Below are 14,175 nucleotides of genomic sequence, written 5' to 3'. Positions count from 1 at the left end.
GGGCCACCACAAGGAGAAACCCCCATGTCCCAGTACCCGCCCGGCGCCTACCCGTCCGGACCGGCACCGCAGGCCGGCCCGCTGCCCGGCAAGACCCTCGGCATCGTCGGCCTGGTCCTCGCGATCTTCTGCAGCCTGATCGGGGCCATCGTCAGCTTCATCGCCTACCGGCAGTCGGCCGCGGCCGGCTGGAAGAACAACGTCGCCCTGGCCGGGGTGATCGTCGGCCTGGTGCTCTTCGTCATCGGCCTCGTGTTCCGCCTCTCGGGCGGCTACGCCAGCATGATGGGCAGCTGAGCCCGCTCCCGCAGCGCGCTCCAGCACCCGTGCCCCGGGGCACCGACCACCGCGGTCGGTGCCCCGTCGCACGTCCGGGGCCGGGTGCGCGCCGCCCGCCGGGCGCTGTCAGCGGGCCTCGCTAGGGTCGGCCCATGACGACGACGCTGGCGATCGGTGGGCACGGCGAGCAGGCGGACCCCGTCGGGGAGGCCCGCGCCCGGGAGGCGACGCTGGCGCAGTTCTTCCTCGGCGACCCGCAGGGCTGGAAGGGCCCCGAGTTCGCCCACCCCGGCGGCGCCGCGGGCCTGCGGGCCGAGGCCGAGGAGGCCGGGATCGCGCTCTACGTGCACGCGCCCTACGTCCTCAACGTGGCGACCAGCAACAACCGCATCCGCATCCCCAGCCGCAAGTTCCTCCAGCAGTACCTGCACGCCGCCGCCGAGGTCGGGGCCGCGGGCGTGGTGGTGCACGGCGGGCACGTGCTCAAGGCCGACGACCCCGAGACCGGCTTCGACAACTGGCGCAAGTGCGTCGAGCGGCTCGAGATGCCCGTCCCGCTGCTGATCGAGAACACCGCGGGCGGGGACAACGCGATGGCCCGCCGGCTGGAGCGCGTGGCGCGGCTGTGGGACGCCGTCGGGGACGCCCCGGGCGGGGACGCGGTCGGCTTCTGCCTCGACACCTGCCACGCCCACGCCGGCGGCGAGGAGCTGGTGGGCCTGGTCGACCGCGCGCGCGCCATCACCGGCCGGATCGACCTGGTGCACGCCAACGACTCCCGCGACGGCTTCGACTCCGGCGCCGACCGGCACGCCAACGTCGGGGCCGGCCAGCTGGACCCGCAGGCCCTCGCGGAGGTCGTCCGGCTGGCCGGCGCCCCCGTGGTGGTGGAGACGCCCGGCGGGCCGGAGGGCCAGGCGCAGGACATCGCCTGGTTCCGCGAGCACGTCTGAGGGAAGTACTTGCCAACCGGGAAAGTAGTTGCCAGACTTCCAGTCATGGATCCCGTCGCCACGTCCCCCGCCGTCTCCGCCGACCAGCTCGACCGGGCCGCCCGCCTCAGCGGCGCGGCCCGCCGCTCCAGCCGGTGGTACCGCACCTACCTCCTGGTGTTCGCGGCCGGGTCGTTCGTGCTCGCCCTCGCCACCGGTCTCTGGGCCGGCGGCCCGGGCGTCGCCGTCGTCACCGGGGTCTGGGCCGCCTTCATCGCGCTCTCCTCGGTCTGGGTGACCCGCAAGCCCACCACGATCCGCGGCATGAGGGGCCTGCACCTCGGCGTCATGCTTGCCTGGACGGTCGCCTGGGTGCTGACCGTCGTCCTCGGCAGCACCGTCTTCACCGGCCAGCTGGCCTGGTGGGTCGTCGGCGGCCTGCTGACCGCCGCGGCGCCGGCCGTGGGCGCGGTGCTCGCCCACCGGCGCACCGCGTGACCGCCGCCGGCCGGCACCCGCGGCACGGGCTGGACGAGGTCGTCCACTCCCCCGTCCGCTTCTCCATCACCGCCACGCTCTCGGGCGTCGACCGGGCCGAGTTCGGCTTCGTCCGGGACGCCGTCGAGATCACCGACTCGGCCCTCTCCAAGCAGGTCGCCGTGCTGGAGCAGGCCGGCTACGTCACGGTCACCAAGGGCTACGTCGGCAAGCGCCCGCGGACCTGGCTCGCCCTCAGCCCCGCGGGTCGTGCCGCCTTCGAGCGCCACCTGGCCGCGCTGACCGAGATCGCGGCCCGCGCCCGCGACACCGCGACGGCCGACCCGGGTGCCGTCAGCCCTTCGTGAGCCGGACGGGAGCGTCCCGGTCGCCCCGTCCGAACAGGCACCGGTAGACCCGGTCGCTGCCGTCGGCCTCCTGCGGGGGCAGCGCCAGCACCTCCCAGTCGGTGCCGCGGTCGGCGTCGTCGAGCATCGCGTCCAGCACGTCGGCGTCGCAGAGCCGCTCGACGGCCCGCAGGTCCTCCAGCTGGGACTGCCGCCGCACCTCGACGTCCAGCGGACCGGCGGCGAAGGTCTGGTAGACGTGCGTCTCGCCGCAGTCGCGCGGCGTGCCCAGCGAGGGCAGGTCGAACACCGAGATGATCCCGGCCCAGCACTCGGGCTCGGTGGGGCAGTAGCTCGTGCCGCCGAGATCCGCCGAGCAGTCCTCGTAGCCGGGCGGCAGGGCGGCGGCCCGGGTGGGGCCGGCGGTGGTCGGCGACGCCGACGCGCCCGCGGGTGGCGACGCCGTCGACGGGGCCGGGGTGGCGACCGGGGTCCCCGGCGCCGCGGACCCGCCCGGGTCCCGGCCGCCCAGCAGCACGGCCGCCACCACCAGGGCAGCCAGCACCACGGCGACCAGCGGCAGGACCAGCAGCCGCCGGCGTCGGCGCTCCGCCGTGGCGTCCGGACCGGTGTCGGCCCGCGCGGTGACGGCACCCGGGGTGGGCTCCGGCTCCGGCTCCGCCCCGAGCGGCAGCGCGGCGAGGCGATCGCGCAGACCGGCGGCGGTGGGGCGGGCGGCGGGGTCGAGGTCGAGCGCCTCGGTGAGCACCGCGGCCAGCCCGGGGTCGACGTCGACCAGCGGCTCCAGCGGCTCCCGGTGCCGGGCGACGACGTCGGCCAGCCCGGGCGTCGGGCCCTCCGGCCAGCGCGGCGGCCGGCCCGCCAGCAGGGCGTAGAGCGTGGCGGCCAGGGAGTAGACGTCGCCGGCCGGCGCGGGCGCGCTGCGGTGCAGCACCTCGGGCGCGGTGTAGGCGGGTGTCACGCCCTCGAAGGCCTCGGCGCGCGGGGCGTCGGGCCCGGGCATCGCCGCGAGGCCGAAGTCGGCCAGCCCCACCCGGTCGTAGGCGTCGACGAGGATGTTGGCCGGCTTCACGTCGCGGTGCAGGACGCCGCGGGCGTGGGTGGCGGCCAGCGCGTCGGCGATCCGCACCCCGATCTCCCGCACCCGCTCCGCCGACGGCCGCGCGTCGGCGTCGAGGTAGCGGGTGAGCGAGCCGCCCGGGCACAGCTCCATGACCAGGTAGGGCCGGTCGTCGGCGAGGATCCCGGCGTCGTGGACGGTGACGATGCCCGGGTGCGCGGACATCTGGCCGGCGGCGCCGGCCTCGCGGAGGAAGCGGAGCCGCTCGGACTCCACGTCCAGCCGGCGCTGGTCGACCTTCACCGCGACCAACCGGTCCAGGGTGACCTGCCGCGCCTCCCAGACCACGGCGAAACCGCCGCGGGCCAGCGGACGCCAGTCCGTGAGCCCCGGGATCTGCGGGGGTTCGATCGGCATCGTCACACCCTAGGCGGGCCTCCCGCGCGCCGCCGGGGTTCCGCGGGACCGGTCCGGAGCGGCGGTGGACCGGCGCGGGAGCGCGGGCGCCGCCGGCGCTCGGCGGACGCCGGGCCGTCACGCCCGGCCGCTACCCTCGCCGCATGAGCCGGAGCGTGTACGTGGCCTCACCCGAGGGCCTGACGGGCAAGTCCGCGGTGGCGCTGGGCCTGCTGGACGCGCTGGTCCGCGAGGTGGGCTCGGTCGGGGTGTTCCGGCCGCTGACCACGGCGCTGCACTCCGGGGACGACGACGTCGACCTCATCGTCGACCTGCTCGTCAGCCAGCCGGGGGTCCAGCAGGAGTACGCGGACGCGATCGGGGTCACCTACGACGCCGCCCGCACCGACCCCGACGAGGCGCTGCACGTCATCGTCGAGCGCTTCGGGCACCTGGCCGACCGCTACGACGTCATCCTCGTCCTCGGCTCGGACTACACCGACGTCTCGACGGGCACGGAGCTGTCGCTCAACGCCAAGATCGCGGCCAACCTCGGCTCGCCCGTCGTCCTCGTGGTGCACGGCCGGGAGCGGACGCCCGAGCAGGTCCGGACCGCCGCCGACGGCGCCATCGCCGAGCTGCGCGCCAACCACGCCCAGACGGTCGCCGTCATCGCCAACCGGGTGGAGGCCGCCGAGGTCGAGCCGACGATGGCCGCGCTCGCCGGCCTGGCCCCCCTCGTCGTCGCGGCCATCCCCGAGAGCCCCGTGCTCTCCGCCCCGACCTTCCGCGCCCTGGTCGAGGCGGCCGGCGCGGAGCTCACGCTGGGCAGCGAGAGCTGGATGGACCGGGAGTCCCTGGGGCTGATCGTGGCCGCGATGAGCCTGCCCAACGTGCTGGCCCGGCTGGGCCCCGACGTCACCGTCATCGCCCCGAGCGACCGCACCGACCTCATCCCCGGGCTGATGCTGGCGCACCAGTCGGGCACCTTCCCGACGCTGGCCGGCATCCTGCTGACCGGCGGCTACCCGCTGCCCGACACCATCCGGCGGCTGTCGGAGGGCGTGCAGCAGGACCTGCCCATCGCGCTCACCGCGGACGGCACCTTCGCCACCGCCGAGAAGCTCATGCGGGTCCGCGGGCCGATGACCAAGGGGTCCACCAGCAAGGTCGAGACGGCCCGCCGGCTGTTCGCCGAGCAGGTCGACCAGGCCGCGCTGCTGGCCGCGGTCGACGTGCCGGCCACCGAGGTGCGCACACCGCTGATGTTCGAGTACCAGCTGGTGGAGCGGGCCCGGGCCGACCGCCAGCACATCGTGCTGCCCGAGGCGAGCGACGACCGGATCCTCGAGGCGGCCGCCATCCTGCTCCGCCGCGGCGTCGCCGACCTCACCCTGCTGGGCGAGGAGACCAAGGTGCGGGCCCGGGGCTCGGCCCTGGGCCTCGACCTGGACGCCGCCGCGGTCGTCTCCCCCACCGACCCGGAGCTGGTGGAGCGGTTCGCGGCCGCCTACACCGAGGCCCGCGCGCACAAGGGGATGACGCTGGAGGTCGCCCGCGAGCGGGTCACCGACATCTCCTACTTCGGCACGATGATGGTGCACCTCGGCCTGGCCGACGGGATGGTCTCCGGGGCGGTCAACACCACCGCGCACACCATCCGCCCGGCCCTGGAGTTCGTGAAGACCCGGCCGGGCGTCGACACCGTCTCCAGCGTCTTCCTCATGTGCCTGGCCGACAGGGTGCTGGTCTACGGCGACTGCGCCGTCATCCCCGAGCCGACGACCGAGCAGCTGGCCGACATCGCGCTGTCCTCGGCCGACACCGCCCGCCAGTTCGGCATCGACCCCCGCGTCGCGATGCTGTCCTACTCCACCGGCAGCTCGGGCTCGGGTGCGGAGGTGGAGAAGGTGCGGGCGGCCACCGCGCTCGTCGCGGAGCGGGCCCCGGAGCTGCCGCTGGAGGGGCCGATCCAGTACGACGCGGCCGTCGACCCCGGGGTGGCCCGGACGAAGCTGCCGGACTCGGTGGTGGCGGGTCGGGCGACGGTGTTCGTCTTCCCCGACCTCAACACGGGCAACAACACCTACAAGGCGGTGCAGCGCAGCGCGCACGCCGTCGCCATCGGGCCCGTCCTGCAGGGCCTGCGCAAGCCCGTCAACGACCTGTCCCGGGGAGCCCTGGTGGAGGACATCGTCAACACCGTCGCCATCACGGCGGTCCAGGCGCAGGGGGTCCAGGCGTGAGCGCGGAGCCGGGCAGCGGGCCCGTCCTCGTCCTCAACGCCGGGTCGTCGTCGCTGAAGTACCAGCTGCTCGACCCCGCCGGCGGCGACGTGCGGGCCAAGGGCACCGTCGAGCGGATCGGCGAGGAGGGCAGCGGGGTCGCCGACCACCACGCCGCCGTCGAGCAGATGTCCGCCGCGCTGGCCGACGCCGGCGTCGACCTGGCCACCGCGGGCGTCCGCGCCGTCGGCCACCGGGTGGTGCACGGCGGGCCGGACTTCTCCGACCCCGTCGTGGTCGACGACGACGTGGTGGCCCGGATCGAGGCGCTCAGCCCGCTGGCCCCGCTGCACAACCCGGGTGCCGTCGCCGGCATCGAGGCGGCCCGCGCGCAGCTGGACGTGCCGCACGTGGCCGTCTTCGACACCGCCTTCTTCGCCACCCTGCCGCCCGCGGCGTCCACCTACGCCCTGCCGCGCGCCCTGTCCGAGCGGTACCGGATCCGCCGCTACGGCATGCACGGCACCTCGCACCGCTACGTCTCCCGCGCCGTTCCCGCCCTGGTCGGCCGACCGCTGGAGGAGCTCGACCAGGTCGTCCTGCACCTGGGCAACGGCTGCTCGGCCTCCGCCGTCCACCACGGCCGGGCGGTCGACACCTCGATGGGCCTGACGCCGCTGCAGGGCCTGGTGATGGGCACCCGCTCCGGCGACGTCGACCCGGGGCTGCACTCCTACCTGCACCGCGAGGCCGGGCTGTCGGTCGAGGAGATCGACGACCTGCTCAACAAGCAGTCCGGGCTCAAGGGCCTCAGCGGCGTCAACGACTTCCGCCAGCTGCAGGAGCACCGCGCGGCCGGTGACGAGGCCGCCGCGCTGGCCTTCGACGTCTACGTCCACCGGCTCAAGCACTACCTCGGCGCCTACCTCGTCCAGCTGGGCCGGCTGGACGTGCTGACCTTCACCGCCGGCGTCGGGGAGAACAACGCCGCCCTGCGCGCCGCCGTCGTCGAGGGCCTCGGCGGCCTCGGCCTCGCCGTCGACCCCGGGCGCAATGCGTCGCCGAGCCGCGAGGCCCGCGTCATCTCCCCCGACGGCGCCCCGGTCACCGTCGCGGTGGTGCCGACGAACGAGGAGCTGGAGATCGCCCGGCAGACCGTCGCCCTGCTCGACGGCACGGAGGGCTGACCCCACCGACCGGCCTGAGCTGCAACCCGCGGCCTGAGCCTGTCGAAGGCCCGAGATGGTCGGGTGCGGTCGCTGCGGGCCACCACCGGCGCCGGGCAACCATCCGCCCGCGCGCGGCCCACGCTGTGCGACGGCCCGTGCGCGCGGGCTCCCGCCAGACCCATCCACGCCCGGCGCCGGTGGTGTCCCTCCGCGCCCTCGTGCCCGGGTGCCCGCCGCACGCGGCCTAGGGTGGAGCGCATGGCGACAGCACTGGTGACGGGCGGCACGTCGGGGATCGGGGCGGCGTTCGCGCGGGCCCTGGCGGCCCGGGGCGACGACCTGGTCCTGGTCGCCCGCGACGCGGCCCGGCTCGAGACCACGGCGACCGAGCTGCGGGAGCGGTACCGCGTCGGGGTCGAGGTGCTGGCCGCCGACCTGGCCGTCAAGGCTGACGTCGAGCGGGTCGCGGCCCGGCTGGGCGAGGCCGAGCGGCCCGTCGACCTGCTGGTCAACAACGCCGGCTTCGGGATCCGGCAGCGGCTCGTGTCGGAGGACCTGTCCGCCTTCGAGCAGGGCTTCGACGTCATGGTGCACGCGGTGATGGTGCTCTCGGCCGCCGCGGCCCGGGCGATGACCGCCCGGGGGCACGGCGCCGTCGTCAACGTCGGCAGCACCGCCGGCTACGTGACGATGGGCGGCTACTCGGCCCTGAAGTCCTTCGTCGGCGTCTACACCGAGGGCCTGGCCAACGAGCTCGTGGGCACCGGCGTCACCGCCACCGTGCTCTGCCCCGGCTGGGTGCGGACCGAGTTCCACGAGCGCGCCGACATCGGCACCGGCTCCATCCCGTCGTGGATGTGGCTGGACGCCGACGCGCTGGTCGCGGAGTGCCTCCGCGACGTGTCCGCCGGCAAGGTGATCTCCATCCCGTCGCGCCGCTACCAGGTGCTCATGCTGGCCGCCCGGCTGGCCCCGCGCCCCCTGGTCCGGCGGGCCTCGCGCGCGCTGTCCTCCAGCCGGCACTGAGGCCGGCCGCGGCGCCGGCGGAAACGACGCGCGTCGCCGCGGTGCCGACGGGGTGAAGAGCGTCTGACGGTTCGGATACTGTGTCGACGTGTCCAGCCGCAGCCGTTACACCTCCCCCGTGCACGCCGGGGCGCGGTTCGTCGCGCAGCGGCTGATCCTCAAGCCCGCGATCTGGCGGATGACCACCGTCACCGTGCTGGGCCAGGAGAACCTCGAGGGCGTCACCGGTCCCTACGTCGTGGTCTCGAACCACAGCTCGCACCTCGACGCCCCCCTCATCATCACCGCCCTGCCGCACAAGCTGTCGCGCTACGTCGCCGCGGGGGCCGCCGCCGACTACTTCTTCGACGTCTGGTGGCGCAAGGGCCTCACCTCGCTGTTCTTCAACGCCTTCCCCGTCGACCGCACCGGCCTGCGCGGCCGGAAGGGCCTGGCCACCAGCCTGCTCGACGACGGCGTGCCGCTCCTGCTGTTCCCCGAGGGCACCCGCTCGCGCACCGGGGAGATGGGCTCGTTCAAGCCCGGAGCGGCCGCGCTCTGCATCAGCCGCGACGTACCCTGTCTGCCGGTGGCCATCGTGGGGGCCTCCGAGGCCATGCCGCACGGCAGGAACTGGCCGGACCGCGGTCGCCCGCCGGTCTACGTGACCTTCGGCGAGCCGATGCGTCCGGAGGAGGGCGAGAAGGTCGCCCAGTTCTCCGAGCGGATCGCCAAGGAAGTGCGGAGCCTGTACGACTACACCACCAGCTATCGCGAGGACCACGCCTGACCGCCCGCGCCGACCGCCGTCGGCGCGCCGGAGGGCAGCACCGGGACCACCCCGGTCGAGGAAGAAGGAGTGCGGCCATGCCTGCCGTTCAGCACATGAAGTGGTACGGCTGGGGCGTCGAGGGCGTCAGCTTCCACCACGAGGACAAGCCCGCGCTGCGGCCCTTCGTGCAGGAGATCATCGACCTCGACCTCGCCACCCCGCCCAAGCCGCGCACCCAGCTGAGCGACCTGGACATCCCCGCCCCGCGCATCTCCCCGGAGCTGCACGCCGCGCTGGTCGCCGTCGTCGGCGTCGACAACGCGGTGGACGAGGACGAGGACCGCATCGTCCACACCTACGGCAAGAGCATCCGCGACCTCATGCGCCTGCGCGGCAACGACCTGCCCCGGGTGCCCGACGTCGTCGTCTACCCCGCCGACGAGGATGAGGTGCAGCAGGTCGTCGACGCGGCGATCGCCGCTGACGCCGTGCTCATCCCCTTCGGCGGCGGCAGCAACATCGCCGGCAGCCTGCAGGCCCCCGAGGACGAGACCCGTCCCGTCATCAGCCTCGACCTCGGCCGGCTGACGAAGCTGCTCGACGTCGACGAGGAGGCCGGGCTGGCCCGGATCCAGGCCGGCGCGCTCGGTCCCGACCTCGAGGCGCAGCTGAACGCCCGCGGCTGGACCCTCGGACACTTCCCCGACAGCTTCACCCACTCCACGCTCGGCGGCTGGGTCGCGACCCGCTCCTCGGGCATGCAGTCGGACAAGTACGGCGACATCGCCGACATCACCCGCGGCCTGCGGATGGTCATGCCCGGCCGGGTGCTCGTGCTCCGCGGCCTGCCCAGCACCTCCACCGGGCCCAGCGTCCGCGAGATGGTGCTCGGCTCCGAGGGCCGCCTCGGCGTCATCACCGAGGTGACCGTCCAGGTGCACCGGATCCCCGAGGAGCGCGTCATCCTCGGCTACCTGTTCCCCTCCTTCGAGGCCGGCGTCGCCGCCATGCAGGAGATCTCCACCAGCGACGCCTCGCCGTCGGTGACCCGCGTCTCCGACGCCGGGGAGACCCGCTTCTCCTTCTCGACCCGGAAGAAGAGCAAGGGCGTCTCGGTGTCCGGCCTGGTCAGCAAGGGCCTGTTCAAGGTCCTCGAGCGCCGCGGCTGGGACCTCGACGCCGTCTGCCTGTCCTTCGTCGGCTACGAGGGCGGCCCGGACCACGTCCGGCGGCAGAAGGCCATCGTCAAGAAGATCATCGGCCAGCACGGCGGCATCCTGCTGGGCAAGGGCCCGGGCGAGCTCTACGACCAGAAGAAGTTCGACACCCCCTACATCCGTGACTTCCTGCTGGACCGCGGGGCCGCGGCCGACGTCTCCGAGACGGCCGCCCCCTGGTCGCAGCTGGTGCCGATGTACGAGAACGTCACCGCCGCCGCCCGCAAGGCGTTCGCCCAGATCGGCGTCCAGGGCTGGGTCATGTGCCACCTCTCGCACAGCTACCACTCCGGCGCCTGCCTGTACTTCACCTTCGCCTTCCGGCATGACGACCAGGAGCCCCTGGCCCGGTACGACGTGGTGAAGTCGGCCATCCAGCAGGCCTTCATCGACACCCACGGCACGCTCTCCCACCACCACGGCGTGGGCACCGAGCACGCCCCGTGGCTGGAGCAGGACATCTCCCCCGCCGGCGTGCAGATCATGGAGGGCCTCTTCGCCGGGGTCGACCCGGGCCGCAACCTCAACCCGGGCAAGATCACCGTCACCCCGCCGACCTCGCGGGCCTGACCCTCACCGCTGCCTGAGCCTGTCGAAGGCCCTTCGACACGCTCAGGGCGCGGAGGGTCGCGCTCGACGCGCGGAGGACAGGCCATCGACAGGCTCAGGGCGCGCGGGGCTCAGGGCGCGACGGCCGCGGCCTCGGCGACGAGGGCGTCGACCACCTCACGGACGGCCCGACGGGCGTAGCGGTCGGGCCGCAGCAGCGCCTCCACCAGCCGGCCGGCGCGCAGGTCGCGCAGCGGCAGCAGCACCAGGCCCGCGGGCGCGTGCTCGCGGGTGGTGTGCCGGGGCAGCAGGGCGATGCCGTGGCCCCGGGCGACCAGGATCTCGGTCAGGGGTAGGTGGGTGGTCCGGCGGACCACCCGGACCGGGGCCCCGGCCCGCGCGGCGATGGCGCTGAGCACCCGGTCGATGGGGAACTCCGGCGGCGGGGCGATCCAGTCCTCGCCGATGACGTCGGCCGGGGTGACGTGCTCCCGCCCGGCCAGCGGGTGGTCGGCCGGCAGGGCGACGTCCATCGGCTCGCGCAGCAGCGGGACCACCACGAGGCCGTCGCGCGCCGGGGCGGCCACGTCGTCCGAGCGGTGGGCCACCACGACGTCGTAGTCGGCGGCCAGCGCGGCGAAGTCGTCCTGGGCGACGTCCTCGTCGGCGGTCTCCAGGACCAGCCCGGGCCGGGAGCGCAGCCGGTCCAGCAGCCCCGGCACCAGCAGCTCGGCGGCGGAGTGGAAGCAGGCCAGCCGGACCGTCCCCGTCGCCGCCCCCTGGAACCGCTGCCAGGACGCCTCGGCCTCGGCCAGCGCGGTGGCCACCCCGACGGCGCTGCGGGCCAGGGCCACGCCGGCGTCGGTCAGCACCAGCCCGCGCCCGGCCCGCACGACCAGCGGGACGCCGAGCTCGCGCTGCGCGGCCTTGAGCTGCTGGGAGACCGCCGACGGCGTCTTGTGCAGCGCCGCCGCCACCGCGGCCAGGCTGCCCCGGTCGTGCAGCTCGCGCAACAGCTCCAGCTGCTCCACCGTCGGCCCGGACACATGAGCGACGCTACACCGTCGGTGCAGCAGAAGTCGCTTGTGCTTCACCGTCGCCTCCGCCGAGGATGGACGACGTGCCTCCCCGCGACCAGCTCCGCGCCCTCCTCGTCGCCGTCGTCTGGGGGCTCAACTTCCCGGCCACCGCCGTGGCGCTGGAGCACTTCCCCCCGCTGCTCATGGTGGCGCTGCGCTTCACCCTCGTCGCGGTGCCCGCGGTGCTGCTCGTCCCGCGACCCCAGGTCCCGCTGCGCTGGCTGCTCGGCGTGGGGCTCGGCATCGGGCTGCTGCAGTTCGTGTTCCTCTACCTCGGGATGGCCGCCGGGATGCCGAGCGGCCTGGCCTCCCTGGTGCTGCAGGCGTCCGCGCCCTTCACCGTGCTGATCGCCGGGATCTGGCTGCGCGAGCGGATCACCCGGCGCCAGGCGCTCGGCATCGCCGTCGCCGTCCTCGGGCTGGCCGTCATCGCCGTCCACCGGGCCCAGGTCGCCGCCCTGCTGCCGGTGCTGCTGACCCTGTGCGGGGCGCTCGGCTGGGCCTTCGGCAACGTCTGCAGCCGGCAGGCCCGGGCCCCGAAGCCGCTCCACCTCACGCTGTGGATGTCCGTCGTGCCGCCGGTCCCGGTGCTGGCGCTCTCCCTGCTGGTCGAGGGCCCCGACCGCGTGGTCACCGCGCTGCGGACCACCGCCACCGCCGCAGCCCTGCCCTCGGTGCTCGGGCTGCTCTACATCGTGCTCGTCGCCACCCTGCTGGGCTACGGGCTGTGGAACTCCCTCCTCTCCCGGCACCCGGCCGGCCTCGTCGCCCCGTTCTCGATGCTGGTCCCGGTGGTCGGGGTGCTGAGCTCGTGGCTGCTCCTCGGCGAGGGGGTCGACCGGACCGAGCTGCTGGCCGGGCTCGTCGTCGTGGCGGGGGTCCTCGTCGCCTCCCGGCCGCCGCGCCGCGCACCGGCGGGGACGCCTCCCCCCGAACCGGTCGTGGGCACTGGCGCGGTCGTCGTCGGTGCGCCACCATCCGGATATGGACGATGACGTTCGACGCCCGGCCCCCGGCCGCCGCCTGACCGGGGCGCTCGCCCGGTCCCTGACGACGGGCTGCGCGCTCGTCCTCCTCTCGACCGCGCTGACCGGGCTCCCGGCGTCCGCGGCCGTCTCCTGCCCCGGCGCGGTGGACGGCGACGTCAACGGCGACGGCCTCGCCGAGGTCGTCGTCGGCGAGCCCGGCTACGCCCGCGGCGCGGGCGCCGTGCACGTCTTCTACGGCTCCGAGTCGGGGCTGCGCACCGGCCCCGCCACCGGCGTGCCGGACGACGAGTACCTCAGCCAGGCCACCCCGGGCGTACCCGGCACCGCCGAGTCCGGCGACGGCTTCGGCGCCAGCGCGCTGCTGGCCGACTTCGACGGCGACGGCTGCGGCGACCTCGCCGTCGGGGCGCCCGGCGAGAACGACGGCCGGGGCTCGGTGACCGTCCTCTACGGCTCGCCGACCGGCCTGACCACCGACCGCGCGTCCGGCTGGACGCAGAACGCCCTGCTGGGCGCCGGTGCGGCCCGGCGCGCGGAGTTCTTCGGCGAGACGCTCGCCGCCGGCGACCTCGACCACGACGGCCGGGCCGACCTGGCCGTCGGGGCGCCGTCCGACCGCGTCGGCGCCGCCTTCGCCGGCGCGGTGACGGTGCTGCTGAGCGGGCCCTCCGGGCTCGGCGGCGCCGGCCGCACCAGCACCGTCAGCCAGGCCACCGCCCGCGTGCCCGGCGTGCCCGAGGACGGCGACGGCTTCGGGGCCGCGCTCGCCGTCGGGGACTTCGACGGCGACGACGTCGGCGACCTGGCCGTCGGGGCCCTCGGGGAGGACGACGTCTCGGGCGTGGTCGAGGTGCTGCCCGGCCGCGCCGGGCTGGGCGTGGGCCGGGCGCCCGCGCGGGCCCTGACCCAGGACACGCCGGGCGTGCCGGGGGCGGCCGAGCCGCTCGACCGCTTCGGCGCCGCCCTCGCGGCCGGCGACGTCACCGGAGACGGGGTGGACGACCTGGCCGTCGGGGCACCCGGGGAGAACGGCGTCGACCCCGAGCCGGGCTACGGCGCCGGCTCGGTGACCTTCCTGCCGGGCTCGGCCGACGGCCTCACCAGCCGGGGCAGCCAGGGCTGGACCCAGGACTCGCCCGGTGTGCAGGGGGTGGCCGGCCCCGAGGACGAGTTCGGCGCCGCCCTGGCGATGGGCCACCTGGACGCCGGGCCCTTCCTCGACCTCGCCGTCGGGGCCCCGCAGGACGCCGTCGGCGCGGTCCCCCGGGCGGGCTCGGTGACGGTCCTGCACGGCACCGCGGCAGGGCTCACCACCGCCGGTCCCGGCGGGCTCCGCTTCCACCAGGACGTGCAGGGCCTCGCCGGCGTGCCGGAGCCGGGCGACGCCTTCGGCGCCTCCGTCGCGGCCGTCGCGGTGCAGACCCCCGACGTCGACAGCCTCGTCGTCGGCGTGCCCGGCGAGCGGGTCGCCCGCGACCGCGACGGGATGGTCCAGCAGCTGTCGACCTTCGAGTTCGGGCCCAACCCCGTGGGGAGCCGCACCCTGTACCAGGACACCCCGGGCGTGCGCGGCGACGCGGCCGCCGGCGACCTGTTCGGCTGGGCGGTCCGCTGAGGGCGGCTTAACACAGCCGATACCTGCGCACCCTTGAATGGGG

Annotated in this window: 13 protein-coding genes; 11 read left to right on the top strand and 2 right to left on the bottom strand. The window is 75.2% G+C overall.

The window, feature by feature from the left end:
- Nucleotides 1–24: 24 nt before the first annotated feature.
- The 4 genes from JOF54_RS11500 (at nucleotide 25) to JOF54_RS11485 (ending at nucleotide 2,056) form a co-directional block, all read left to right on the top strand.
- Nucleotides 25–297 carry a hypothetical protein gene (locus tag JOF54_RS11500; protein WP_210055831.1) on the top strand — a complete coding sequence of 91 codons (273 nt, stop codon included), beginning with the start codon at nucleotides 25–27 and terminating at the stop codon, nucleotides 295–297.
- Nucleotides 298–431: 134 nt separating this feature from the next.
- Nucleotides 432–1,232: a deoxyribonuclease IV gene (locus JOF54_RS11495; protein WP_210055829.1), complete on the top strand. Its 801-nt coding sequence runs from the start codon at nucleotides 432–434 to the stop codon at nucleotides 1,230–1,232.
- 45 nt (nucleotides 1,233–1,277) lie between these two features.
- Nucleotides 1,278–1,709 carry a hypothetical protein gene (locus tag JOF54_RS11490; RefSeq protein WP_210055826.1) on the top strand — a complete coding sequence of 144 codons (432 nt, stop codon included), beginning with the start codon at nucleotides 1,278–1,280 and terminating at the stop codon, nucleotides 1,707–1,709.
- Complete coding sequence (locus tag JOF54_RS11485; protein ID WP_210055824.1) at nucleotides 1,706–2,056, top strand: winged helix-turn-helix domain-containing protein; 351 nt, start codon at nucleotides 1,706–1,708, stop codon at nucleotides 2,054–2,056. The genes JOF54_RS11490 and JOF54_RS11485 overlap by 4 nt, the downstream gene beginning before the upstream one ends.
- Here the strand turns inward: JOF54_RS11485 and JOF54_RS11480 are convergent.
- A complete protein-coding gene (locus JOF54_RS11480; RefSeq protein WP_210055822.1) occupies nucleotides 2,043–3,533 on the bottom strand; it encodes a serine/threonine-protein kinase in 1,491 nt (496 codons plus the stop codon). The two genes, JOF54_RS11485 and JOF54_RS11480, sit on opposite strands and share 14 nt — an antisense overlap.
- 143 nt (nucleotides 3,534–3,676) lie before the next feature.
- On the opposite strand from JOF54_RS11480, the gene pta reads away from it, so the two are divergent.
- The 5 genes from pta (at nucleotide 3,677) to JOF54_RS11455 (ending at nucleotide 10,470) form a co-directional block, all read left to right on the top strand.
- Nucleotides 3,677–5,758, top strand: coding sequence for a phosphate acetyltransferase (gene pta, locus JOF54_RS11475; protein WP_210055812.1), 2,082 nt, complete (start codon nucleotides 3,677–3,679; stop codon nucleotides 5,756–5,758).
- Nucleotides 5,755–6,924: an acetate kinase gene (locus tag JOF54_RS11470; RefSeq protein ID WP_210055810.1), complete on the top strand. Its 1,170-nt coding sequence runs from the start codon at nucleotides 5,755–5,757 to the stop codon at nucleotides 6,922–6,924. The genes pta and JOF54_RS11470 overlap by 4 nt, the downstream gene beginning before the upstream one ends.
- Nucleotides 6,925–7,164: 240 nt before the next feature.
- Nucleotides 7,165–7,932 carry an SDR family NAD(P)-dependent oxidoreductase gene (locus tag JOF54_RS11465; RefSeq protein WP_210055808.1) on the top strand — a complete coding sequence of 256 codons (768 nt, stop codon included), beginning with the start codon at nucleotides 7,165–7,167 and terminating at the stop codon, nucleotides 7,930–7,932.
- Between the two features lie 88 nt (nucleotides 7,933–8,020).
- Entirely contained in the window at nucleotides 8,021–8,701 is a 681-nt protein-coding gene (locus JOF54_RS11460) for a lysophospholipid acyltransferase family protein (protein WP_210055800.1), read from the top strand.
- 77 nt (nucleotides 8,702–8,778) lie between these two features.
- Complete coding sequence (locus tag JOF54_RS11455; protein ID WP_210055798.1) at nucleotides 8,779–10,470, top strand: FAD-binding oxidoreductase; 1,692 nt, start codon at nucleotides 8,779–8,781, stop codon at nucleotides 10,468–10,470.
- 110 nt (nucleotides 10,471–10,580) lie between these two features.
- Here the strand turns inward: JOF54_RS11455 and JOF54_RS11450 are convergent, their stop codons facing one another.
- On the bottom strand, nucleotides 10,581–11,495 hold the full coding sequence (locus JOF54_RS11450) for a LysR family transcriptional regulator (RefSeq protein WP_307804074.1): 915 nt from the start codon (nucleotides 11,493–11,495) through the stop codon (nucleotides 10,581–10,583).
- 74 nt (nucleotides 11,496–11,569) lie between these two features.
- Between JOF54_RS11450 and JOF54_RS11445 the strand changes: the two genes are divergently transcribed.
- Together JOF54_RS11445 and JOF54_RS11440 are read left to right on the top strand one after the other, a co-directional pair.
- A complete protein-coding gene (locus JOF54_RS11445) occupies nucleotides 11,570–12,523 on the top strand; it encodes an EamA family transporter (protein WP_210055796.1) in 954 nt (317 codons plus the stop codon).
- The gene (locus JOF54_RS11440; protein ID WP_210055794.1) at nucleotides 12,513–14,132 is read left to right on the top strand and encodes an FG-GAP-like repeat-containing protein; all 1,620 of its coding nucleotides are present in this window, start codon (nucleotides 12,513–12,515) and stop codon (nucleotides 14,130–14,132) included. The genes JOF54_RS11445 and JOF54_RS11440 overlap by 11 nt, the downstream gene beginning before the upstream one ends.
- Nucleotides 14,133–14,175: the final 43 nt, after the last annotated feature.

It is taken from the genome of Microlunatus capsulatus, assembly GCF_017876495.1.
GTDB lineage: Bacteria > Actinomycetota > Actinomycetes > Propionibacteriales > Propionibacteriaceae > Microlunatus > Microlunatus capsulatus.
This window is presented reverse-complemented; position numbering and strand designations above follow the sequence as displayed.